Annotated in this window: 17 protein-coding genes and 1 pseudogene; 6 read left to right on the top strand and 12 right to left on the bottom strand. The window is 71.9% G+C overall.

The window, feature by feature from the left end; genetic code table 11:
- Positions 1-44: 44 nt before the first annotated feature.
- The gene (locus P2424_RS00450) at positions 45-1,556 is read right to left on the bottom strand and encodes an MFS transporter (RefSeq protein WP_276473807.1); all 1,512 of its coding nucleotides are present in this window, start codon (positions 1,554-1,556) and stop codon (positions 45-47) included.
- Between the two features lie 107 nt (positions 1,557-1,663).
- Positions 1,664-2,716: a hypothetical protein gene (locus P2424_RS00445; protein ID WP_276473806.1), complete on the bottom strand. Its 1,053-nt coding sequence runs from the start codon at positions 2,714-2,716 to the stop codon at positions 1,664-1,666.
- A gap of 265 nt (positions 2,717-2,981) precedes the next feature.
- On the opposite strand from P2424_RS00445, the gene P2424_RS00440 reads away from it, so the two are divergent.
- On the top strand, positions 2,982-4,085 hold the full coding sequence (locus P2424_RS00440) for a chitinase (protein WP_276473805.1): 1,104 nt from the start codon (positions 2,982-2,984) through the stop codon (positions 4,083-4,085).
- A 100-nt stretch (positions 4,086-4,185) separates the two neighbouring features.
- Here the strand turns inward: P2424_RS00440 and P2424_RS00435 are convergent, their stop codons facing one another.
- From P2424_RS00435 to P2424_RS00410, 6 genes are all read right to left on the bottom strand, one after another.
- Positions 4,186-4,731, bottom strand: a complete 546-nt coding sequence (locus P2424_RS00435) for a GNAT family protein (RefSeq protein WP_276473804.1) — start codon at positions 4,729-4,731, stop codon at positions 4,186-4,188.
- A gap of 203 nt (positions 4,732-4,934) precedes the next feature.
- A complete protein-coding gene (locus tag P2424_RS00430; protein ID WP_276473803.1) occupies positions 4,935-5,825 on the bottom strand; it encodes a carbohydrate ABC transporter permease in 891 nt (296 codons plus the stop codon).
- Entirely contained in the window at positions 5,822-7,216 is a 1,395-nt protein-coding gene (locus P2424_RS00425) for an ABC transporter permease subunit (protein ID WP_276473802.1), read from the bottom strand. The genes P2424_RS00430 and P2424_RS00425 overlap by 4 nt, the downstream gene beginning before the upstream one ends.
- A gap of 8 nt (positions 7,217-7,224) precedes the next feature.
- Complete coding sequence (locus P2424_RS00420) at positions 7,225-8,559, bottom strand: ABC transporter substrate-binding protein (protein ID WP_276473801.1); 1,335 nt, start codon at positions 8,557-8,559, stop codon at positions 7,225-7,227.
- Positions 8,556-10,226 carry a glycoside hydrolase family 13 protein gene (locus P2424_RS00415; protein WP_276473800.1) on the bottom strand — a complete coding sequence of 557 codons (1,671 nt, stop codon included), beginning with the start codon at positions 10,224-10,226 and terminating at the stop codon, positions 8,556-8,558. The genes P2424_RS00420 and P2424_RS00415 overlap by 4 nt, the downstream gene beginning before the upstream one ends.
- Before the next feature lie 196 nt (positions 10,227-10,422).
- A complete protein-coding gene (locus P2424_RS00410; protein ID WP_276473799.1) occupies positions 10,423-11,718 on the bottom strand; it encodes an ABC transporter substrate-binding protein in 1,296 nt (431 codons plus the stop codon).
- A gap of 173 nt (positions 11,719-11,891) precedes the next feature.
- Between P2424_RS00410 and P2424_RS00405 the strand changes: the two genes are divergently transcribed.
- From P2424_RS00405 to P2424_RS00395, 3 genes are read left to right on the top strand one after another with little or no spacing between them, the layout of a single operon-like run.
- The gene (locus tag P2424_RS00405) at positions 11,892-12,416 is read left to right on the top strand and encodes a PadR family transcriptional regulator (RefSeq protein WP_019359665.1); all 525 of its coding nucleotides are present in this window, start codon (positions 11,892-11,894) and stop codon (positions 12,414-12,416) included.
- Complete coding sequence (locus P2424_RS00400) at positions 12,413-13,222, top strand: ABC transporter ATP-binding protein (protein ID WP_276473798.1); 810 nt, start codon at positions 12,413-12,415, stop codon at positions 13,220-13,222. Before P2424_RS00405 ends, P2424_RS00400 begins: the two co-directional genes overlap by 4 nt.
- Positions 13,223-13,235: 13 nt before the next feature.
- Positions 13,236-15,662 (top strand): FtsX-like permease family protein, encoded by a 2,427-nt coding sequence (locus P2424_RS00395; protein ID WP_276473797.1) that lies wholly within the window; start codon positions 13,236-13,238, stop codon positions 15,660-15,662.
- A gap of 208 nt (positions 15,663-15,870) precedes the next feature.
- On the opposite strand, the pseudogene P2424_RS00390 reads toward P2424_RS00395, so the two are convergent.
- A pseudogene (locus tag P2424_RS00390) lies at positions 15,871-16,550 on the bottom strand (response regulator transcription factor).
- A complete protein-coding gene (locus P2424_RS00385; protein ID WP_276473796.1) occupies positions 16,547-17,851 on the bottom strand; it encodes a histidine kinase in 1,305 nt (434 codons plus the stop codon). The pseudogene P2424_RS00390 and the gene P2424_RS00385 overlap by 4 nt, the downstream one beginning before the upstream one ends.
- Positions 17,852-18,062: 211 nt before the next feature.
- Between P2424_RS00385 and P2424_RS00380 the strand changes: the two genes are divergently transcribed.
- The gene (locus P2424_RS00380; RefSeq protein WP_276473795.1) at positions 18,063-18,767 is read left to right on the top strand and encodes an ABC transporter ATP-binding protein; all 705 of its coding nucleotides are present in this window, start codon (positions 18,063-18,065) and stop codon (positions 18,765-18,767) included.
- An 80-nt stretch (positions 18,768-18,847) separates the two neighbouring features.
- Entirely contained in the window at positions 18,848-21,124 is a 2,277-nt protein-coding gene (locus tag P2424_RS00375) for an FtsX-like permease family protein (protein WP_276473794.1), read from the top strand.
- A gap of 354 nt (positions 21,125-21,478) precedes the next feature.
- Here P2424_RS00375 and P2424_RS00370 read toward each other — a convergent pair whose 3' ends face one another.
- Together P2424_RS00370 and P2424_RS00365 are read right to left on the bottom strand one after the other, a co-directional pair.
- The gene (locus tag P2424_RS00370) at positions 21,479-22,489 is read right to left on the bottom strand and encodes a serine hydrolase (RefSeq protein WP_346660056.1); all 1,011 of its coding nucleotides are present in this window, start codon (positions 22,487-22,489) and stop codon (positions 21,479-21,481) included.
- Positions 22,490-23,082: 593 nt separating this feature from the next.
- On the bottom strand, positions 23,083-23,754 hold the full coding sequence (locus P2424_RS00365; RefSeq protein ID WP_276473793.1) for a 1,4-alpha-glucan branching protein: 672 nt from the start codon (positions 23,752-23,754) through the stop codon (positions 23,083-23,085).
- Positions 23,755-23,779 lie beyond the last annotated feature (25 nt).

The following is a 23,779-nucleotide window of genomic DNA, read 5'->3' as shown; positions in this document are numbered from 1 at the left end:
GCCTGCTCCCGGGGCGCAGGCGCCCGTCCCGGCCGTGCGAGCGCTCAGCTCCCCGCGGCCGGGCCGGGCGCTGCCGGCGCGGCGGGCTCGGACCTGATGGGCCTCATGTTCACGAGTACCGCGGCGAGCACCGCGCCGAGCAGCATCACGCCCACCGCCACCCAGGTCGCGGTGGTGAAACCGTGCACCACTCCCTCCCGGACCACCGTCCGGCGCATCCGCGGATCGTGCAGGTGGTCGCGGACGTAGTGGTCGGTGACGCTGGTCGCCACGGTGTTGAGCAGCGCGGTGCCGATGGACCCGCCCACCTGCTGCGCGGTGTTCACGGTGGCCGAGGTGACCCCGGAGTCGTAGGCGGCCACGCCCTGCGTCGCCGTGGAGATGACCGGCATGAACGTGCAGCCCAGTCCCAGGCCCAGGAGCAGTTCGGCGGGGAGCAGATGGCTGACATACGAGGAGTCGGTGTCCAGCTGGGTCAGTACGGCCATGCCCGCCGCCGCCAGCAGCATGCCCGGAGCCATGAGCAGCCGAGGCGGGACCAGCGGCAGCAGTCGGGCCGAGATCTGGGTGGAGCCGAGGATGATCGCCCCGCTGATCGGCAGGTAGGCCAGCCCGGTGCGCAGCGGCGAGTAGCCGAGGATGCCCTGCATGTAGTAGGTCAGGAACAGGAACACCCCGAACATCCCCAAGGTGGCCATGCCCATGGTGAGAAAGCTGCCCGCACGGTTGCGTTCCTTGACGATGTGCAGCGGCAGCAGCGGGGTGCGCGCCCGGCTCTGCCACAGCACGAAGGCGGCCAGCAGCAGCGCGCTGCCGCCCAGCAACCCCAGCACCATCGCGCTGCCCCAGCCGCGGGGTTCGGCCTCGCTGACTCCGTAGACGAGCGCGAGCAGACCCCCGCAGCCCAGCACCGCACCGGGGAGGTCGAGCCGTGCCTCCGCGTGCCCGGGACGGTCGTGCAGCAGCGTCAGGGCGCCCAGCACCGCGACCCCGGCGAACAGGATGTTGACGTACAGACACCAGCGCCAGTCCAGGTACTCGGTCAGGACTCCCCCCATCAGCAGCCCGATGGCGGCCCCGGCGCCGGCGATGGCGCCGTACACTCCGAACGCCCTGCTCCTCTCCCGCGGGTCGGTGAACGTCGTCGACAGCAGCGAGAGCGCGGAGGGGGCCAGCAGCGCGGCGAAGACGCCCTGCAGCGCGCGGGCGCCGAAGAGCATTCCGGAGCTGCCCGCTGCGCCGCCGAGTCCCGACGCGACGGCGAAACCGATCAGCCCGATGACGAAGGTGCGCTTGCGGCCCACCAGATCGGCCACCCGTCCGCCGAGCAGGAGGAGCCCGCCGAAGGCGAGCGTGTAGGCCGTGATGACCCACTGGCGGTTGTTGTCCGACATGTGCAGCTCGCGCTGTGCGGAAGGCAGTGCGACGTTCACGATCGTCGCGTCGAGCACGACCATGAGCTGGGCGATCCCGATGACGATCAGGGCCCACCACCGGTGCGGGTCCACCGCGTCGGGTGCCTGGTCTCCACTCGGCTGCACCCGCGCATCGGACATAAGCCTCAGACAACCATTCAGGTGCGCATTCCGCATCCGCAGGAGGGGGTCGGGCGGACGGCGCGCGGCCTCCGGCATGTCCGGTGCCGGCCCAGCGGGCCTCGGCGTCACGCACGGCCGGCGGCGGTGACCGCGTCACCCGGCGCCCGCCGCTCCCGCGCCCCGGCGAGCCGGTGGCGGAGCACGGCCAGGACGACATGGGCCGGGGGCAGGGTCAGCGCGCCGGACAGCAGCAGTGCGGCAGCGATCGGAGCGAGGATCCCGACGCAGTAGGCGGTGTAGGTGTTGTCCGTGCCCCACGCCAGGAAGAGAGAGGAAGCCCCCGAGCGCAGTGGCCGGGCGGCGGCGTGCAGCAGGAAGTACGCGCCGACGGTGAGCGCTCCCAGCGGCAGCGCGGCCGCCAGGGTGCGCAGCCAGGCGGTGGCCCCGCCCCACACCAGCGTCCAGGACCGGCGCAGTGCGCCCAGTGGGCCCAGGTGCTCCGCCGCCGCGGCCGCCGGGGCCAGGGCCCAGCCGAGCCGGAGTACCAGCGTGATCGCCAGGCCCAGCAGGGGTGCGCCGTCATGCAGCAGTGCGAACCGGGTGGGGTATTCCCACTTGGGGACGATCGCGGTGTACTCCCTGAACAGGGTGGTGGTGAAGTACTCGGACACCAGGATTCCGGCCACCAGCGGTGCCCACACGACCGCTGCGCGCAGCAGATACGCCCCCAGTGCCGCGCCGAAGCGTCCGCGCCCCCGGCCGCCGGCCGGGGGCGCGGAGGTGGTGGCGGGGGAGCCGGCGGGTCCGGAGGCGCCTTCAGCGGGGAGGTGGTCCTCCCGGTCGGCCACCGCCCGGGTGGCGGCGGTCTGCACGGACGCGCAGCCCAGGTGCAGCAGCAGCACCAGGAACGGCAGTCCGGCCAGGGCGATCAGCCACAGGTCCTGGACCAGGAGCCCGGACGGACCGTAGGAGTCCTCCATGCGCCGGGCCGCGATCGCTCCCCGGCGCATCTCGGTGAACGCGGGCCAGGCGACCAGGAAGCCGAGGGCCGTGACCAGCAGGCCGCCCAGCGCTGCCAGTCCGGCCGCCCGCGCCGCCAGGCCGAACAGCCGGCGTCCGTCGCCGTACAGGACGGCGCACGCCGTCCGCGGCACGCCGCGTCGCGGCGCGTGTCCCACGCCGTCTCCTGGCTCCTGGCCACGGCTCGCCGTTCGCCCGTCGTCCGCCGTCCCGTTCCGCACGTCCACCGCCATTTCGCCTGCTCTGTCCGCATCCGCTGCCCGCGGGCCGGGTCAGCGCCTGGTGTGTTCGATGCAGATGAGCGGCGAACGGTTCTCCGGCGGGAGCGGAAATCGGTTCGCACTTGTGGTCCAGACCTATTGACGAATGGTCTGGACCGCAGAACTCTTTGGGCAACCCCACACCAGGCGGAGGGAACACGCCATGCATCCAGCGCCCGCGCGCAGACGACGCCCCCGGTACCTGCTCGGTATCGGCGTGGTGGTCGCCTGTGTCGTCCAGCTCCTCACCGCCGCGGCCCCGCACGCGGCCGAACGCCCGCACCCCGCAGCACCGGACGGCCGGGCCGCCGAGACCTGCCCGGTGCAGGGCAAGCCGTCCGGGAAGGTCCTCCAGGGCTACTGGGAGAACTGGGACGGCGCCGCCAACGGCGTCCATCCGCCCTTCGGCTGGACGCCCATCACCGACTCCCGGATCCGCTCCCACGGCTACAACGTCCTCAACGCGGCCTTCCCCGTCATCCGTTCGGACGGCACCGTGCTGTGGGAGGACGGCATGGACTCCACCGTCAAGGTCGCCACCCCGGCCGAGATGTGCCGGGCCAAGGAGCAGGGCCAGACGCTGCTGATGTCCATCGGCGGCGCCACGGCGGGCATCGACCTCAGCTCGCGCGCCGTCGCCGACCGGTTCGTGGAGACCATCGTGCCGATCCTGAAGGAGTACAACTTCGACGGCATCGACATCGACATCGAAACCGGTCTCACCGGCAGCGGCGACATCAGCCGGCTCTCGACCTCGCAGGCCAATCTCGTCCACATCATCGACGGCGTCCTGGACCGGATGCCGCCGCAGTTCGGCCTGACGATGGCGCCCGAGACGGCGTATGTCACCGGCGGCAGCGTCGTGTACGGCTCGATCTGGGGCGCCTACCTCCCGATCGTCAAGAAGTACGCCGACAACGGCCGGCTGTGGTGGCTGAACATGCAGTACTACAACGGCAGCATGTACGGCTGCAGCGGTGACTCCTACTCCGCGGGCACCGTCCAGGGCTTCACGGCGCAGACCGACTGCCTCGACAAGGGCCTGGTGATCCAGGGCACCACGATCCGCGTGCCCTACGACAAGCAGGTCCCCGGCCTCCCCGCCCAGCCCGGCGCGGGCGGCGGCCACCTGGCGCCCTCCAAGGTCGCCCAGGCGTGGAACCACTACGACGGCCGGCTCAAGGGCCTGATGACCTGGTCCCTGAACTGGGACGGTTCGAAGAACTGGACCTTCGGCGACAACGTCAGTGCGCTCCAGGGCCGTTGACAGACGATCGCGGTTCCGGCGGCCCGGGCGGACCGGGCCGCCGCACCGCGGAGCAGTCCCGATCCTGCGCCCCCACCAGTCGGTGAGGACCCCGGTCGGCCTACCGGCTCTCCGGTTCCGCTTTCCAGTCCTCGACAAGGAGCCCGAGCACCACCTCGTCCAGGAACTCGCCCAGCACCCAGGCCGAGGAGCGCAGCACGCCCTCGCGGACGAAGCCGTTGCGCTCGGCGGAGCGCAGCATCGCGGTGTTGTCCGACAGCGTCTCGACCTGCAGCCGCCGCAGGCCGCGCACGACGAAGCCGTAGTGGCACAGCGTCGCGACCACGTCGGTGCCGTAGCCCTTGCCGCGCGCGGTCGGCAGCAGCCCCAGGCCGATATGCGCGGACCGGTGGTGGCTGTCGATGCCCCACAGCGTCGCGGTGCCGATGAGCGTGCCGCCCTCCAGTTCCACCACGGAGAACTGGACCCATCCCTGCGCGGTGTCGTCCACCACGAGCCGCGGGTCCTTGGTGCCGGGCGTGAGCGGCCGCCAGGGCCCGCCCTCCGCCCGCGCGGCGTTGACCACGTCGTCGTAGAGCTCGGTCCGCAGCACCGGGATGTCTTCCTCGTGCCGGGCCCTGAGCCCGATCGTTCGTCCTCTCAGCACACGAGCTTCCTATCCGAGCGGACAGTGCGGGGGCAAACGAATAGTTCCGGGTCCTGCGTGCGCCATGCGGGGGCGCTCCGCGGCCCCGCAAAGAAGTCCGGCCCGACCAGTGGCGGGCACTGGCCGGGCTGCGAGGAGACGGCAACCGGTCGGTCGGCCCGGGCACGCTCCGGCCGGCCGATCCGGTTCAGCTCAGCTGCCGGTCACTTCACCGAGCCCGCCATGACCCCCTGGACGAAGTGCCGTTGGAAGGCGAAGAAGACCGCCACCGGCACGACGAGGGACAGGAAGGCGCCGGGCGCCAGCACGCCGATGTTGCTGCCGAACTGCCGCATCTCCGACTGCAGGGCCACCGTCAGCGGCTGGGACGAGCTGTCGGCGAAGATCAGCGACACCAGCATGTCGTTCCACACCCACAGGAACTGGAAGATCGCCAGGGACGCGATCGCCGGGCGCCCCAGTGGAAGCACCAGCCGGATGAAGATCCGCCACTCGCTGCCGCCGTCCATCCGGGCGGCCTCCAGCATCTCGCGGGGGATCTCGGCGAAGTAGTTCCGCAGCAGGAAGACGGCGAACGGCAGCCCGTAGGCGACGTGGAAGAGGACCACGCCCGGGATCGTGCCGAAGAGCCCCACCGCGCCGAACATCTTGGCCACCGGCAGCAGACCGACCTGGACGGGCACCACGAGCATGCCCACCACGACCAGGAAGATCGCGTCCCGGCCGGGGAACTCCAGCCAGGCGAAGGCGTATCCGGCCAGGGCCGCGACCACCACGACGGTGACCGTGGCGGGCACCGAGATCATGACGGTGTTCCAGAAGGAGTCGACGATGCCGGAGTTCTCCAGCAGCGCGCTGTAGCCCTCGAAGGACAGGCTGCCGGGGTCGGTCAGAGCGTTCCACCAGCCGCTGGCCGCATTGTCCTCGTCCGGCCGCAGGGAGCCGATGAAGAGCCCGAAGGCCGGCGTGAGCCACAGCAGTCCGATGACCACGAGGAGGAACTGCACCAGGCCGCGGCTCAGTTGCCGCAGCAGCCAGGTCACCGGCCGCGCCCGCCCGGGCCTGGTGGGAGCCGAGGTGGGGAGGGCGGTCATGAATTGCTCCTGCGGAAGCGTCGGATGTTGAGGATCATGGCGGGCACCACCAGAAGCAGCAGCAGGACGCCGAGCGCGCTTCCCAGGCCCTGATTGTTGCCGCCGCCGAAGGAGACCAGCCACATCTGCAGCGCCAGGACGTTGGCGTCCTGCTGCACAGGACCGGGGGCGATGATGTAGACGAGGTCGAAGACCTTCATCACATTGATCACCTGCGTCACGAAGACCACCCCGAGCACGGGGGCCAGCAGCGGCACGGTGATCCTGCGGAAGATCTGCCACTCGTTCGCGCCGTCGATCTTGGCGGCCTCGATCACGTCCCGCGGCATGGCGGAGAGCCCCGCCCCGATCAGCACCAGCGCGAAGCCTGTCCAGATCCACAGGTAGGCGCCGATGATCGCCGGGGTGATGAGAGTGGGACCGAGCCACTCCACGCCCCCGTAGGGCTCGGCGAAGTTCTTCGCGGGCAGCCGGACGGCGTAGTCGCCGCCCGAGAGGCCCTGGAAGCGGTAGGAGCCGTCGGCCGCGGTGGTCGTCTCGGCCACGACCTTTCCGTCCGCGTCGACCGCCTCCAACGCCAGTTGCGGCAGGCCCTTCTCCTTCGGGTCCACCTGTCCCGGCTTTCCGCCGCCGCCGAGGGTGAAGTCCACCCAGACCACACCGCGCAGCTCGGAGCCGCCGGCGGTGGCCTTCGACGCCGCGCGTGCGGGCTCGGCGTCCTTGGGCAGGTCCTTGGGCGGGACGCCGACCAGGCCGAGGTTGACCGTGTTGCCCGGCGACGCCTTGTCCTTCGTCGTGTACGCGCCGCCCTTGTCCTTGGCCAGCACGGTGGCGTCCTTGGGGCGGGCGGTCGGATAGCCGGCGCTCTCCTCGAAGGCGTCGTGCACACCGACGGCGACCGCGTTGAGCACACCCCGGTCGGGGTCCTGCTCGTAGACGACGCGGAAGATGATGCCCGCGGCGAGGAAGGAGATCGCCATCGGCATGAACAGCACCAGCTTGAACGCGGTGGCCCAGCGGATCTTCTCGGTGAGCACGGCGAGGATCAGGCCGAGCCCGGTCAGTACAAGCGGCGCGATGACGACCCAGATGGTGGTGTTGCGTATCGCCTTGAGCGTGGCCGGGTCACGGAACATCTCCGTGTAGTTCTCCACGCCGACGAAGCGCGTGCCCGAGGCGTCGAAGAGGCTGCGTCCGGCCGTGAAGAGGATCGGGTATGCGACGAGGGCCCCGAGCAGCAGTAGCGCGGGGAGCAGGAAGAGCAGGGCGACCAGGCGTCGGCGGCGCGCGGCCCGGCGGCGCGGGCTGTCCTTCGGTTCGCCGGCGGCCGGCCCCGGCCCGCCCGGCTGCGCTGCCGGGCGGTCGGGGGCCTGCACAGGAGTGGCTGGCATTCCGGGCCTCAGTCCTTGTACGCCTTGGCCGCGGCGGCCTCGAGCTTGCGGGCCGTCCCCTTGGGGTCGGACGGGTCGCGCAGGAAGTCCTGCAGCAGCTTCCACTCGCCGGTGCCGGCGGTGCCGCCGAAGGCGGCCGGTGCCTGGTCGGACATGTCGAAGCGGACCGAGTTCCCTGCCTTGATCAGCGAGTCGGCGGTCTTGCGGGTCACGTCGTCCTGGTAGGCCTCGGGCTTCACGCTCTTGTTGGGGGAGAGGAAGCCCCCGGCCCCGGCCCAGATCTCGGCGGCCTCGGGCGTCGCGAGGAACTCGACGAGCTTCATCCCGGCCTTGCGGTGCTTGCCGGACTTGAGGACCGTGGCCGCGTCACCGCCGCCGACCACCGGCGGCTTCCCGTCCGCCACCGCGGGGAAGGGGAAGAACTTCGCGTCCTCGCCGACCTTCTTCTTCAGGTCCCCGGAGATGGTGGCGCCCACGAAGTCGCCCTCGTAGACCATTCCGGCCTTGGGGTCGTCGCCGAAGACCTGCTCGACGGACTCGGGGAAGGTGGTGCGCAGCGCGCCCTTGCCGCCGCCGGCGACCAGCTTCTTGTCCTTGAACAGCTCGGAGAGGGTGGTCAGGGCCTTGACCACGCTCGGATCGGTCCAGGCGATCTTGTGCGCCGCGAGCTTGTCGTACTTCTCGGGTCCGGCCTGGGAGAGGTAGATGTTCTCGAACCAGTCGGTGAGGGTCCAGCCGTCCTCGCCGGCGACGGAGAAGGCGGGCAGTCCGGAGTCGGAGACCGTCCGCCCGGCCTTGAGCATCTCGTCCCAGCTCTTCGGAGGCTGGACTCCGGCCTGCGAGAGGGCGTCGGGGCTGTACCAGACCGTCGACTTGTTGGAAGCCTTGAAGTAGAGGCCGTAGTACTTGTCGCCGATGGTGCCGTAGTCCTGCCACACCGGTGCGAAGTTGCTCTCGGCCGTGTCCCGGACCTTGGCGGACAGCGGCTGCAGCCAGCCCTTGCCGGCGAACTGCTTGAGCACGCCGGGCTGCGGCACCATCACCACGTCAGGCGCGTTACCGCCCTCGATCTTGCTGCCGACGACGGTGGAGACGTTGTCGCCGGTGGAGATGAACTTGGTGGTGGCGCCGGTCTTCTCGGAGAAGGCGTCCAGCACCTTCTTGAAGTTCTTCTGCTCGGTGCCGGTCCACACCCCGGCGACCGTGACCGTCTGGCCCTTCAGCTCCTGCGAGCCCGAGCCGGAGCTGCCGTCGCTGCCACCGCATGCGGTCGCGGTGAGGGCGAGGCCGAGTGCCGCGGCGGTGGCCGTCGCTGTCCGTCGTCTGGTGCGGGTGCTGCTCATGGTGTGTTTCCCTTCGGGGAGTGGGCGGAGTGGTCGGGCAGATCGCTGATCCACCAGGCGGTGGTGGAGCCGGGAAGAATTCCCGGTGGGCAGTCCCCGCTGGCGAGCAGCGGAGTTCCGGCGGCGGGCGCGGGCACCGGGTCGAGACCGAAGTTGACCGCGCAGACCAGGCCGTCGCCGCGTACGAAGGCCAGGACCTGGGGTTCGGTCTCCAGCCAGCGCAGGTTTCCCTCGCCGAGCTGCGGCAGACTGCGGCGCAGCTGCAGCCCGTCGCGGTAGAGGTGCCAGAAGGAGCGGGTGTCGGCGAGCGCCCGCTCGGTGGCGTGCTCGGCGAACCACTCGGGCTGCGGCAGCCAGGGCCGGGCCGTGCTGTCGGTGGTGGTGAAGCCGAACGGCGAGGCGTGTCCGGACCACGGCAGCGGCACCCGGCAGCCGTCCCGGATGTGCCGACGGCTGCCGGTCCTGAGGTAGATGGGGTCGGTGAGCACCTCGTCGGGCAGGTCGACCACCTCGGGCAGGCCCAGCTCCTCGCCCTGGTAGATGTACGCGGCGCCGGGCAGCGCCAGCATCAGCAGTGCGGCGGCCCGGGCGCGGGCGGGACCGACGGTGGTGCTCTCCCCGGCGTACCGGGTGACCGTCCGGATCTGGTCGTGGTTGTTGAGCACCCAGGTGACGGTGGAGCCGGTGCCCGCGATGTCGGTGAGCGCCTCGGAGATGGCCTTCCGGAAGGCGTCCACGTCCCACTCGGCGCTGAGCAGGTCGAAGAAGAACGCCTGGTGCAGTTCATCCGCGCGGACGTACTCGGCGTGCTCGCGGGCGGTCGGCACCGACACCTCGCCGACCAGCAGCCGGTCGGCCCCGTCCCGGGCGGCGTACTCGTCGCACACCGCCCGCCAGTCGCGCCACACCTGGTGCACCTCGGGCTGGTTCCAGGCCAGCGGGTTGACCGAGTCGCGGGCGCGCTCGTCGGCCTCGGGGTCGGGGGAGTCGGGGAGTGCCGGGTGCTTGAAGAGGCCCGCGGCGACGTCGATGCGGAAGCCGTCGACACCGCGGTCGAGCCAGAAGCGCAGCACGTCGGTGAACTCGCTGCCGACCCGCGGGTCGCGCCAGTTGAGGTCGGGCTGGTCGGGGGTGAACAGGTGCAGGTACCACTGGCCGGGTCGGCCGTCCGCTTCGGTCACCCGGGACCAGGCCGGGCCGCCGAACATGGCGCGCCAGTTGTTGGGCGGCAGCGCCCCCTCCGGACCGCGTCCGTCGGCGAAGTGGAAGCGGGCGCGGTCCGGTCCGCCGGGGCGGTCCGCGAGCGCCGCGCGGAACCACGGGTGCCGGCTGGAGCAGTGGTTGGGGACGATGTCGAGCACGATGCGCACGCCGAGCCGGTGGGCGTCCGCCACCAGGAGGTCGAACTCCCGCAGGTCGCCGAAGAGCGGGTCCACGTCGCGGTAGTCGGCGACGTCGTAGCCGTGGTCGTGGTGCGGCGAGGGGTAGAAAGGGCTGAGCCAGACGCCGTCCACGCCCAGCTTCTTGAGGTACGGGAGTCCGGCCCGGACCCCGGCCAGGTCTCCGATGCCGTCCCCGGTGCTGTCGAGGAAGCTGCGGACGTAGACCTGGTAGATCACCGCATCGCGCCACCAGTGCTGGGACGTGGTGGCCGTGGCTATGTGCATGCGTGGCGCCTGTTCTCGTTGATCGCACGTTATGCATGCATGTTATGTAGGCATGTCGAACAGGTGTCAATGAGTTGACGGAAAACTCCGCGGTAACATGCGGAAATTGCCCAGGTATGCCCCACGATTCCTGGGTCTGGTGCTACTGAACGCGTAAGTAGCCAGGAGAGGAGAGAGTGAGCTGCGGTGCGGATGTTCAGCCGCGGCGGACGATCGCCTCGAGTTCCCGCTCCAGCCGGGCCACCGCCTGCTTCGGCGTCACCCGCTGCGCCATCGCGTCGTGCACGACGGCCTGCACCGCCAGATTCACCTGCTCGTACCGGGGGCTCTTGGGCCGTGGCTGGGCCGCGAGCACGCTCTTGCGGAGCGTCGGCAGATACGGATACCGGCGCACCAGCGCCGGATCGGTGTAGAGGTCGGCCCACACCGGCGGCAGCGCCCCCTCCGTCAGCACCCGCCGCTGAATCTTTTCGCTGGTCAGATAGCTCAGCAGCGCCGCGGCCGACTCCTTGTGCCGGGAGTGCGCGTTCACGGCGAGGCTGGAGCCGCCCAGCACCCCGGCCGCCGGCCCGTCGGGCCCGGGCAGCGGCACCACCCCGAACTTCCCCGCGACCTTCGAGTCGGCGGCGCCGGCCGTCTTGTGCACATACGGCCAGTTGCGCAGGAAGAGCAGCTTTCCGTCCTGGAAGGCACGGCGGGACTCCTCCTCCTTGTAGGCGAGCGCCTCCTTCGGGATCCACCCCTCCCGCACGCCCCGGGCCAGGAAACCGATACCGACCCGGGCGGCGGAAGAGTCCACCGTGACCCGCTCACCCTCGTCCGCGAGGAAGGAGCCGCCCGCCGACCGGACGGCCTCGACCGCGTTGACCGTCAGCCCCTCGTAGGGGAGGAACTGCCCCGCGTAGCCGCCCAGTCCGTACTTCGGCGCGACCGTCTTCGCGAGCCGCTCCAGCTCCGCCCAGGTGCGCGGCGGCGCCTCGCCCTCCCGGTCCAGGATGTCCTTGCGGTAGTAGAGCAGGCCCGCGTTCGTCACATACGGCAGCGCGTGCAGCCGCCCGCCGAAGGTGGCGGTGTCCACCACGGGCGGCAGAAAGCGCTCGAGCGGGAAGCGGCCGGAGTCGAGCGGGGCGATCCAGCCCGCGGCGGCGAACTCGGAAGTCCAGGCGACGTCGATGTTGAGCACGTCGTACCGGTCGCTGCCGGACCGCAGGCTCGTCGCCATCTGGGCGCGGACCTCGTCCGCGCCCTCCGGCAGCTCGACCAGGGTGACCTTCTCGGCCGGGTGCTCGCGGTTCCAGTCGTCCAGGACCCCGCGCAGATAGCCGGTCAGATCCCCGCCCGTCACCAGCGTCAGCGGCCCGCGACCCGCCGCGGAGCCCGCCCCGGAGGCACCGACCGCCGGATCACCGGCCCGGGTACCCGCCCCCGCGTACCCGGCGAGGACCAGCACCGCGGCCAGGAGCCCCCTACCCGCGGCTCGCCTCCACCGCATAGGTTCCTCCCTGGCGCACCGCCGCCGACCTGCCCTCGTCGGCGTCCGCCACTGTATACCTGTTAGGCATGCGCGATACTAGACGTCGCAGACGGATACGGGGGCGATCCGGCTCACAATCAGGGAGCGGACGGCTGACGAGAAGGTAACGGCGAGCAGGGAGGAGGGCGAGCGTGCGTCTGACCCTGCTGGCGCTGCTCGCCAGGGGCCCGGCCCACGGCTACGAACTCAAGCAGGCTCTTGAGAAGCTCCTTGGCGCCGCGTACCCTCAGCCCAACATCGGGCAGGTCTACGTCACCCTCGGCAGACTTGAGAAGGCCGGACTCATCGAAGGCGAGGACATCGCACAGTCGAGCCGGCCGAACAAGCGCACCTACCAGCTCACGGACGCGGGACGGGAAGCGGTGGCCGCGTGGCTCGACGAGCCGACCGAGGAACCCCGGGTACGGGACGAGTTCTTCATGAAGCTCGCCGCCGCCCCCGGCACGGGGATGGCCGACCAGGTCACCCTCATCAACAAGCAGCGCCGCCACTACCTCAACGCCATGCGTGATCTGTCCAGACTCGCCGCGGCCGAGGACCGGGACAACCGGGTCGCGCAGCTGCTCATCGAAGGGGCGATGCTGCACCTTCAGGCGGATCTCGACTGGCTCGAGCGCTGCCAGGAGGAGCTGGAACAGCTGGAGGAACAGGAATGAGCCGCGAGGTTCGGGGGGCGCGGGCCGCCGACGGCGAAGGCATACCGGCGGGCGCCGCCACTCCGGTGGTGCTGGCCGAAGACCTGGTCAAGATGCACCGCACCGAGGCCGGCGCCCCCGTCGAAGCCGTACGAGGCGTGGACCTGCGGATCGAGCGCGGCGAGTTCGTCGCGATCACCGGCCCGTCCGGGGCCGGCAAATCCACCCTGCTCCACCTGCTGGGCGGACTGCACAAGCCCGACCGCGGACGCATCTGGCTGGAGGGCGAGCGGGTCGACACCTACAGCGAGGCGCGCTGGGCCGTGCTGCGCAGACGCCGCATCGGCATCGTCTTCCAGTTCTTCAATCTCATCTCCCACCTGACCGTGGCCGACAACGTCGAGCTGCCCGCGCTGCTCGCCGGGAGCACTCCGCGCCAGGCCCGTGACAAGCGCGCCGAACTGCTCGACGACCTCGGCCTGGAAGGCAGGGAGAACAGCACCCCCGGCGAACTCTCCGGCGGGGAGCAGCAGCGTGTCGCCCTCGCCCGCGCGCTGGTCAACCGCTCCAGCCTGCTGCTGGCCGACGAACCCGCCGGCAGCCTGGACAGCAAAGGCACTCGCGAGGTGCTGCGGCTGCTGTCCCGCTACCACGAGCGCGGCCAGACCATCGTGCTGGTCACCCACGACGCCCGCGTGGCCAGCGCCGCGGACCGGGTGATCAGCCTCTTCGACGGCCGGATCGTCGACGACGCGGCGCTGGGCGGAGGATCTTCCACCAACCGGCCGGCGGGCGGCGTGTCCGGCACGCTCAAGTTGAAGGGCTGACCCGGTGCGGGCCATGGCGCGCTGGGTGCGCGCCGATCTGCGGGCGCGCCGCGGCGAGGCACTGTTCCTCGTCCTCGCCACGGCCGGGGTCACCATGTCGCTGCTGCTGTCGGGCGCCTTCCTCGCTTACGGCGCCAGCCCCTGGCAGCGGGTGTTCACCGAATCCAACGGCGCACACATCTGGATCCAGACCACGACCGAGGCCGACGCGGGCGCACTGGCCGGACTCGAAGGCGTGGAGTCCGCCTCCCGCGCCTTCCGGACCGCGTCCGCCGTCGCAGAGCTCGGCGGCACCAGGGCCAGGGTCCAGCTCCGCGGCGCCGGCCCCGAACCGCCGAAGGTGGCCCGCCCCCTGATCACCGAGGGCCGCTGGCTCAAGGAGAGCGACGCGGCCGGCACCGGACCGCAGACCCGGAGCGCCGCACCGGACGCCGGGGCCCGGCCCCCGCAGGCGGCGCCCCGCAGCGCGCACGCGATACGCGCGGCTCCCGCCGAGCGCACCCCCGCGCACCCGGCCGAGGGCATCGTGCTGGAGAACTCGCTCGCCCGGGCCCTGTGGGCCGAACCCGGTGACGTGCTGCGCGTCTACGACTCCCGCGGCACCGCCCACGCCCTGCGCGTCACCGGCGTCGCGGAATCCGCCGAGGAGCGCTACAGCCCGGGCCGCGCCCCCGGCATCGGCTGGGTGCTGCCGAACACCCTGCCGCACATCGAGGACGAGGACGACGAGCTCGGGCAGACCATCGGGCTGCGGCTCGACGACCCGGAGGACACCGACTTCGTCGTCCAGCGCGCGGTCACCCAGCTCGGCGACGACCGCATCGTCACCGTCTCCACCTGGCAGCAGGCGCGGGAGGAAGCCGAGGGCGGCGGCCGGCTCCTGGGGCTGCTCCTCGGCCTCTTCGGCCTCAGCGCACTGCTCGCCGCCTCGCTCGCCGTCGCCGGAGCCATCAGCACCAGCATCCGGGGACACCTGCGGGACATCGCCATCCTCAAGGCCATCGGCTTCACCCCCGGCCAGCTCATCCGCACCTTCTTCGTCGAACACGCAGCCCTCGGCCTGCTCGGTGTCGCCTGCGGCGCCCTGCTCACCGAAGCCCTCGGGCCGCGGATGCCCGGACGGCTCGGCGAAGCCATGCGGCTGTGGCAGGCGCTTCCCGCACACGCCTGGGTGCCGCTCGCGATCCCGCTCGGCGCGCTGCTCCTGATCACCGGAACGACCGCACTGGCCGCCTGGCGGGTCGGCCGGGTCCCGCCGGTGCCGGTCGCCCGGCCCGCCAACCCCTCCGTCCGCCGGATGCCAGGCACCGTACGGCGTGCCCTCGGACTGCGGCTGCCACCCGCGCTCGTCCTCGGCTGGCGGGGCGCCTTCCAATCCCGTGCGCGGTCCTGCGCCGCCGTCGCGCGGCTGGCGGTGCCGCTGCTGCTGATCACCATCGTGCTGGGCGCCTGGACCACCCTCGACCGGCTGGAGCACCATCCGGAGAAAGTGGGCATCCCCGCCGCGCTCACCGTGCGCGGCGACAACCTCGACGATGCCGCCGTGGCCCGGATGCGCGCCGAGCGGCCGGAGGTGACCGCCGCCTACCCGGGAGCCGAGGCCAAGGCCCTGGTACCCGGCCAGACCAGCACGATCACGCTACGGGGCCTCGGCATGGACCGGGACCCCTACCCGCTCACCATCGCCGACGGGCGCGCCCCGCACAGGTCCCACGAGGCGGTCGCCGGACAGGGCCTGCTCGACCTGCTGGACGTGCGCGTCGGCGACTGGGTACGGGTGACGGTCGGCGGCCGTCCGCAGGTGCTGCACCTCGTCGGGCGCAGTATCGAACCCGAGGAGGACGGCCGGGTCATCTCCACCACCCTCGACACCCTGCGCGCGGGCGGCGCCGCTCCGCACCCCGGCTTCTACCACCTCGTCCTGGACCAGGACGCCGACCCCGCCGCCGTCGCCGCAGCACTCGCGTCGGAGGCCGAGGGCCGGGTGGACGTGCGGGAGATCCCCAATCCGGTGCGCGAACTGCTGCCCGTGCACGGAGTGCTGGGCGGACTGGTGACCGTGCTGGCACTGATCGGCCTGGCCGAACTGTCGACGACGATCACCGCGGGAGTGCGCGACCGGCGCCGGGACCTGCTCGCCCTCAGAGCCATCGGACTGACACCACGGCAGATCATCGCCGTGATCGTGGCCGGAACCAGCTTCACCGCCCTGGCCGCCGCCCTGGTCGGGACAGCGGCCGGCGTCCTCGTGTCGGGATGGCTGATCGACCTGCAGGGCCGCTCCAGCGGCATCGGCGCCGGAATCGCCCAACACCCCCCGCCCGCGGTGCTGCTCCTCCTGGTGGCGGCGGTGGTGACGGGCGCGGTCGCCGTCTCCCTGCTCCCGGCCTCCCGCGCGGTACGGCAGCGGCTCGCGGACACCCTCGGCGACTCCCTCTGACCGCTCGCGGCGTGCTTCGGCTGGTCGGCGAGCCGACCGGGTGTCCCAGCGTTGGCCGGTCCAGGATTCGCGGACGAGGACAGGGCCGCAAGCCCGAGTCGATCGTGGTGACGGCGGGGCAGCGTTGGCGACTGGCCGCAGTGCGAAACGGTGTCCGAGAAGACCCGCGTGCCCCGCATCGGGGCAGGCCGGATCCTCGGCAAGGCCCCTACCCGGCCGTCTTGGGGCTGACCAGTCCGGTTTCGTAGGCCGTGACCACGGCCTGGACGCGGTCACGGAGCTGAAGCTTGGCGAGGATGCGGCCGACATGGGTCTTCACGGTCGTCTCGGACAGGAAGAGACGCTCGGCGAGTTCGGCGTTGCTCAGGCCCTGGGCCAGCAGGCGCAGGACTTCCAGTTCGCGTGGGGTGAGCGCTTCCAGGTCCCGGTGCGGGGGCTGTCGGGGGCGGGTGCGGCGGCGGTGTGGGCGTAGCGCTCGACGAGACGGCGGGTGATGGCCGGTGCGAGCAGGGCGTCGCCGGTGCGGACCAAGCGGACGGCGGCGACCAGGTGCTCAGGGGTGACGTCCTTGAGCAGGAAGCCGCTGGCTCCGGCGGCGAGCGCGGCGTAGACCAGGTCGTCGAGGTCGAAGGTGGTCAGCATGATCACGCGGGGCTCGTCGGGGGCGCCGGTGAGGATGTGGCGGGTGGCCTCCAGGCCGTCCAGCTCGGGCATGCGGATGTCCATCAGGACGACGTCGGGCCGGGTGCGGGCCACCGTCTCGACCGCTTCCTCGCCGTCTGCGGCCTCGGCGACCACGTCGATGCCGTCGGCCATGAGGATCAACCGGAAACCGGTGCGTACGAGCGCCTGGTCGTCGGCGACCACCACACGCAGAGGCGCACTCACACGGTCTCCACGGGAGGCAGGGGGATGTGGGCCCTGACGCGGTAGCCGCCGGTCAGACGGCGCCCGGTGTGCAGGGCGCCGTCGTAGACGGACAGGCGCTCGCGCAGGCCGAGCAGGCCGCGGCCGTTGCCCGTGGCCGCAGTGGCGGAGGGGGCGCCGCCGGTGTCGGCGATCTCGACCTTCAGGTGGTCGTCGGCGTAGTCGACGCTCACCTTCGCCTGCGCTCCATGGGCGTGCTTGAGGGTGTTGGTCAGGGCTTCCTGGACGACGCGGTAGGCGGTCAGTCCGATGCCGGAGGGTATGTCGCGCGGGGTGCCGGACGTGGTGAGGATGACGGGCACTCCGGTGTGGCGCATGCGGTCGACGAGGGAATCCAGCTGGTCCAGGCCCGGCTGTGGGGTGAGGTCGGGGGCGGTCGGCTGGTCGGGATCCGGTGGGTCGTTCATGGTGAGCAGGCCCATGGTGTGGCGCAATTCGGTCAGTGCCGAGCGGCCGGCCGCCTCGACGGCGCGGAGGGCCTCGCGGGCCTCGTCGGGGGCGAGGTCCATGACCTTGCGGGCGGCGCCCGCCTGGATGGTCATCATGCTCACGTTGTGCGTGACGACGTCGTGCAGCTCGCGAGCGATGCGGGCTCGCTCCTGCTCGGTGGCGCGGCGCAGCTCCTCGGCGCGTTCGCGTTCCAGAACCGACACCCGGTCCTGACTTTCGGCGGTACGCAGCTTCCAGGTGCGCATGCCGTTGGCGGCGAAGATCAGCGGGATGAGGATGAGCAGCGGGACGTACTGGGTGGGGACGATGGGCGGCGAGGTCATCGCGCCCATGATGCGGGTGTGCTCGTCCGTGCCGATGGTGAACACGGTCACCGGCAGGCTGAGCAGGGCAGCTGCCCGGTAGGGGCTGTAGACGGCGGCCGTGTAGGCGGCGATGACGATCGCGTAGAAGGTGATCCGCTGCGCGCCGGCCGGCGTCATCACTGCCGCGGCCGTCACGATCCACAGCACTGCCAGGGGGTATCGACGGCGGAGGACCAAGGGCGCCCAGGCGAGAACTGTCAGCGCCACCACGGTGATCTCGATGCCGATCTCCGAGCCGAGCACGAGTGTGGCGATGCCGTCGGGCGAGTTGCGCAGCTGTTCCGCGCCGTTGTGCACGGCCCAGTGGAGTACGACGACGCCGACGGCCAGGGCGAGCAGCGCGTCGAAGACCAGGTTGCGCCGGGCGGGGCAGGGCGGCGGACCTGTCGGTCGCCGTAGCAGGGCGATGCCTTCGCTCAGCCTGGCTGCCACGGGCGCTGTGTTCATCGGGCCATTTTCGCCGAGCAGCCCTGCGCTCGCATCGTTCCCGCAGATCACTCGCGTACGCCGCACGACTACTCCCCAAGGAGGACCCCGCCGGGATGTCGTCCTCGCGTTCCGCCGACATGGGTCCGGCTGCCGACGCGGCGCGGCTCTCCTCGCTCCTAGCGTCGGTCGGGCCCAGCCGGGCGGAACGTACCGACTCGAGGAGAACCCCATGCCCACCACGCCAGTGGTCGAACTGCGCGACGTGAGCCGCCGCTACGACGCGGCTTCCGAGGGACTGCCCGCCCTGCGGGGCGCCTCCCTGACCGTGCAGGCCGGTGAGGCCGTCGCGATTCTCGGGCCGTCGGGCAGCGGCAAGTCCACACTGCTCAATCTGATCGCGGGCCTGGACCGGCCGGACGCGGGGACGGTCACCGTGGACGGCGTACGGGTCGACGGGCTCGGTGAAGCGGCGGCGGCCCGCTTCCGGCGGGCAAAGATCGGGATGGTGTTCCAGTTCTTCCATCTGCTCGACGATCTGACCGTCACCGACAATGTGGTGCTGCCCGCCCAGTTGGCCGGCATGGCGCGCGGCCCGGCGTACCGGCGGGCGGCGGAGCTCCTGGAGAGCCTGGGCATCGACCGGCATGCCCGCGCCCATCCCGGCAGGCTCTCGGGTGGTGAGCAGCAGCGCGTCGCGGTGGCACGGGCGTTGATGAACCGGCCGCCGCTCCTGCTGGCCGACGAGCCGACCGGGGCCCTGGACTCGGCGTCCGGCGAGGACGTCAGCGAGCTGCTGCGCGCTCTGCATGCCGACGGCCAGACCGTGGTCCTGGTCACCCACGATGTGGCCCTGGCCCAGGCGTGCCCGACCCGCACGATCCACCTCGCCGACGGCAGGATAGCCGCCGACTCCTGTGTGGAGGCGGTCCGTTGAGCGCCGGACGCCGAGGGTCGCCGCGTGGTCGCGCGGGCGCCCTGAGCCGTGTCGTCCGCTCCGGGGTGGGGCGGCGCCGCGTGCAGACCGTGGTGATCGCGCTCGCCGCGCTGATGGCCGTGGCCTCTTCCGTGCTCGCCGGATCGCTGCTTGCCGCCTCCAGCGGGCCGTTCGACGCAGCCTTCGCGCGGCAGGACGGTGCGCATCTGTCCGTGCAGTACGCGCCGGGCACCGGCGACGCCGACCTGCGCGCCACTGGCGACGCCGCCGGGGTGAGCGCCGTGGCGGGTCCTTTCCCTACGGCTACGCTCACCCCGCGCTTCTCCGACGGCTTCCCCGAGGTGCCGATGACAGTGGTCGGACGAGCCGAGCCGGGCGGAACCGTCGACCGCCTCGCCCTGACCGCGGGCCGATGGGCCACCGGCCGGGGCGAGATCGTGCTGCCGACCGGCGGCTGGAGCCCCTCGGTCGTCGGCCGGCAGGTCACCTTCCCCGACCTGCCGGGCAGTCCGGCCCTCGAGGTGGTCGGCACGGCCCGCTCCGCGACCGGCACCGCCGAAGCCTGGGTCACCCCGGCCCAGCTCACCGCCCTCACCCCGCACGGACAGCCGAACGGCCGCCAGATGCTGTACCGCTTCACCGCGGCGGACACCGCCGACCAGGTCGCGGCCGGCCGCAAGTCGGTGACCGCACAACTGCCCGCCAAGGCGGTCGCCGGGTCCCAGTCGTGGCTCACCGTGAAGAAGCACGCCGAACGGGACACCGCGCTCTACGTCCCCTTCCTGGTGGCGTTCGGGGTGCTCGGTCTGGTCATGTCGGTGCTCATCGTCGGCAATGTCGTCGCGACCACGGTCGGCTCCGGCATCCGCCGGATCGGCATCCTCAAGGCGATCGGTTTCACTCCCGCCCAGGTCGTACGCGCCTACCTGGGCCAGGCCCTGCTGCCGACGCTCATGGGCACGGCGCTCGGCGTGGTGACGGGCCATCTGCTTGCCGTCCCGATCCTGTCCGACGCCGAAGACGCCTACGGCACCAGCGGACTGGGGGTGGAGCCGTGGGTGGACGCGGCCGTGATCGCCGGGGTGCTCGGTCTGGTGACCGCGACCGCGTGCGCCGGCGCCTGGCGGGCGGGCCGACTGCGTACCGTCGACGCGCTCGCCACGGGCCGCGCCCAGCAAACAGGCCGCGGCCGGCGGGCGGCACGCCTGGCGGCACGGCTGCCCGTGCCCCGTCCGGTCGCGCTCGGCCTGACGCGGCCCTTCGCCCGGCCCGCCCGCACTCTGGCCATGGGCACGGCGATCGTGTTCGGCGCCATCGCCGTCACCTTCACGGTGGGCCTGGGCTCCTCTCTCGGAGAGGTGATGGCGGCCCGGGACCACGACGCCGCGGATGTCACCATCGGCGTCCGCCACCCCCCTCTCCCGGGTACGGAGACGCGGCAGGCCGATCCGAGCAAGGTGATCGAGGAACAGCCCGGCACCCGGGCATACTTCGGCACGGCCACCACGTCGGCGACAGTGGCCGGTGTGTCCGGCTCGACCCGTGTCACCGCGTTCACCGGTGATGCCTCGTGGGCCGGGTACGCGATGGTCGGCGGACGCTGGCTCCACAAGCCCGGGGAGGCCGTCGTACCGACCGGATTCCTCACCGCGACCGGACGGCAGGTGGGCGACGTCATCACCCTCGACGGCCGCCGGGCGCCCGTCACGGTGCGGATCGTGGGCGAGATCCTCGACCCTCGCCACGACGGCATGCAGGTGCTCACGGACGCCGCGACGCTCAAGACCGCCGAACCGGGCCTCGCGCCCACGGCCCACCACATCGCGGTCACGTCCGGTACGGACGCGAGCAGTTACACGGACGCTCTGAACAAGGATCTGCGCCCGTTGGGTCTGACCGCCGACGTGGGCGGCTCCGAGGGCGGAAGCGAGATGGTCGTCACCCTCAACTCCCTGTCCGCGCTGCTGACCCTGATGCTCGTGGCGGTCGCCGCGCTCGGTGTACTGAGCGGTGTGCTCCTCGACACCCGTGAGCGGGTCCGCGAGCTGGGCATCCACAATGCGCTCGGCATGACTCCGCGCCAGACCACCGGCATGGTCCTCACCTCGGTCGTCGTGACCGGCCTGGCCGGCGGCGCCCTCGGGGTGCCCCTGGGGGTGGCCCTGCACGGCTGGGTGCTGCCCGCGATGGGCGACAGCGCGGGGCTGCGTCTGCCGGATACGGTGCTCGCCGTGTATCAGGCGCCGGAGCTGGTGCTCTTGTGTCTGGGTGGGCTGGCCATCGCCATCCTCGGGGCGCTGTTGCCGGCCCGGTGGGCGGCCCGGATGCGGACGGCTGCCGCCTTGCGCACGGAGTAGGCCCACCGCGGACAACCGCCCGGCACGGTCATGAGCGAGTCCTCCGCCGTCGAGTACGGACACGCACCCGCCGGAACTCCCGAAACGCCCCGGTCTGCCGGAGACCGGGGCGTTCGGGCCGGGCGCACCTCGGATGGCTGCAGGCCCGTGGCCGGCCCCTGAGATGCCCGAGTCCTGCCCGACAGGGTGGTGCAGTGCTGACGGTCATCGGGACTCTTGTACGGGCGTTCAGCCCCTCGGTACGGAATTGATGACCGCGGAGCTCCTCGGAGGCCGTCGTCAGGAGATCTCCCGGCGAACAGACACGGAACAGCTCCTGGCGGGCTCGACTGCCGGGCCTGCGGCAGGGGGACCTCAGCGGGCCAGCCGCCGGTGGATCGCGCGGGACGCGGCCTCGACGGTGTCGACGCCGTAGGCCATCGTCCTGTTGTCCTGGGACAGCACGGCGATTCCGTAGTCGTGGCCGCCGTCGGTGAAGGCGCCGACACTGTTGACGCGCCAACCGTGGGCGGCACGCGGCAGCCACCCGTTCTTCACCTGCACTCTGGCGTCCTTCGGCGCACCGGCGGGGGCACCCCAACGCTGGCCGGGAACGACCTCGCTCATGAGGCCGAGCGCGTACGCACGGGATCCGGCATCCAGTACACGGTTGTCCGAGGTGAGCAACTCGAGCAGACTCACCTCGTCCCGGGCCGTGACCTGGGTGAGTCCCCAGCTGCCCTGCGGGCCCGGCTCGGTCTCCCGCATACCGGCCAGGTCCAGGAAGTGCTGCACGCCACCGCGCCCGACCTGGCTCCACAGCGCGCTTGTGGCCTCGTTGTCCGAAGTGGTGATCATGGCAGTGGCGCGCTGCTTCTCCTGCCGGGTGAGCGTGCGGTGCTCTTCCTCGGCACGTCGCAGCAGCGCACCGAGCAAGGTGGCCTTCACGACGCTCGCCGAGTCGTATGTGGCGCTCGCGCGGAATGCACACGAGGTGCCGGACGAGCGGTCGTACAGCGCGACCGCCGTCGTGCTGTGGCGCGGGCGCAGAGCGGCGGCGACTGCTCCGGAGAGCTTGTGCGCCAGAGCACGGTCGTGCGATCTGCACACCACGTGGGAGCTGCCCACCTGCGCGCGGGCCGTGGTCTTCGCGGTGCTGTCGGCTGCGACGGACGCGCCTGCGCTGTCCGCCGCGGCAGGCGCTCCGGCGGCCGTTCCGCAGACCAGGACAGCCGCCACCAGGCTGAGGGTCCGACCCGCGCGGCGCCGCTCGCCGGTGCGGTCCGGCTCGTACACGGCGCGCGGCGCCCGGCCTCCCGCGGTGCCGGCGGAGGCCGGGGTGGGGCGTGCCGGGGGCAGCGCAGTCGATTTTCCGCTCTTCCTCATGCGGTTCTTCCCGTTCGGTGCGTGGTCCGGGTCGAGATCTGGCGTGTTCGGTGAGGTGGGCGCGTCCGTGCCGACGGCCTGCTGTCCGGGGGCGTGGGACGTCCGGGCCGGGTACGGGCTTCCGTGCGTGTCCTCAGCGGCGAGGTGCGATGCCCGGGTACGGACTGTCACCGGCGGACTGCGGGGAGACGGCCCCGCATCCTGGCCCGACCGGAGAGGCTACGTGGAGTCCGGCGGTCCGGGACGGGTCCGAGCGCCAGGAGAGAGAATCTTCACGGCCGCAGCATCGGCCGGCGCCACGTCGGAGCGCGGCAATGCGCACGGGGAGTGACGACCCCATCCGGGGTGTGCAAGGTCGCGGGGGAGCGGTGCGGGAGCCGGGAGAGGACGTCGACGGCTCCGGAGGCGCCGACAGCGGACCGGGCCGGTGACGGGTGCGAGGAAGGTCTCCCGCCGGGCGCCCCGGAACGCGGCGGTGTGTACGAGGGCGCCGGGCCGGTCCCGCAGCCGGGCCGAGGGGGCAGGCCCCCAGAGGCCTCGGGCTCATTCCCTCTCGGCTGCTGAGGGGCGGCGTCATCGACGGGGGCAGCGGGTCACTCGCGGGAGTCCATCAACGCGCACCACAGGCCGCGCCGCGGCTCGCCGTCGGGCGCCGTCCACCCGACGGTGACGTGAGCGGCGGAATCGTTCGTCTCCGGCACGTCGTGCGCCCGCGGAACGCGCAGGAACCGGAGCCACAGCAGGCCCTCGACGGGGAGGACGAGAGTGACATCGGTGGAGCGCGTTCCGTGGTGCACCGCTCCCGTGCCGGCGTCCTCGAGGGGCACGTCGGTGGCCGCACGCACGCCCACCGTGCGGTCCGGGGTGTCGCTCTCGCTCTGGGCCTGGGCCTCGGCCCGCCCGGTGAGCAGCGCGTACAGCTGCGCCACCGCCACCGGATCACAAGTGGCGTCGTAGACCCAGCGTTTGCCCAGCACGCCGTGCTCCAGCGTGCCGATGAGCGCGTCCTGCGCCTGCGCACCGGCGAGCGGCGCGGCTCGGTAGGTCATCGGCGTCTGATAGGTGACCGGTTCGCCCGCCGCGCTGTCCGTGACCGCCATGAACTCGATGCCCACCGCGCCCGAGGGGTCCTCCAGCCGGAAGCCCCCGGCCTTGGTGAGAGCGGGCTGCTCCCCACCCGCGCGATACCACGGCCGGGAGGGGAGCCACCGGGTGAGCAGCTCCAGCTTGGTCGGGCTCAGCGTGGTGTGATGGATGATCGCCATGAGAGGTGCCTTCCGTTCGGATCCG

This window comes from Streptomyces sp. WMMB303 (assembly GCF_029351045.1).
Classification (GTDB): domain Bacteria; phylum Actinomycetota; class Actinomycetes; order Streptomycetales; family Streptomycetaceae; genus Streptomyces.
Note: the sequence above shows the minus strand (reverse complement) of the source record. Positions and strands in the feature narration are given on the sequence as shown.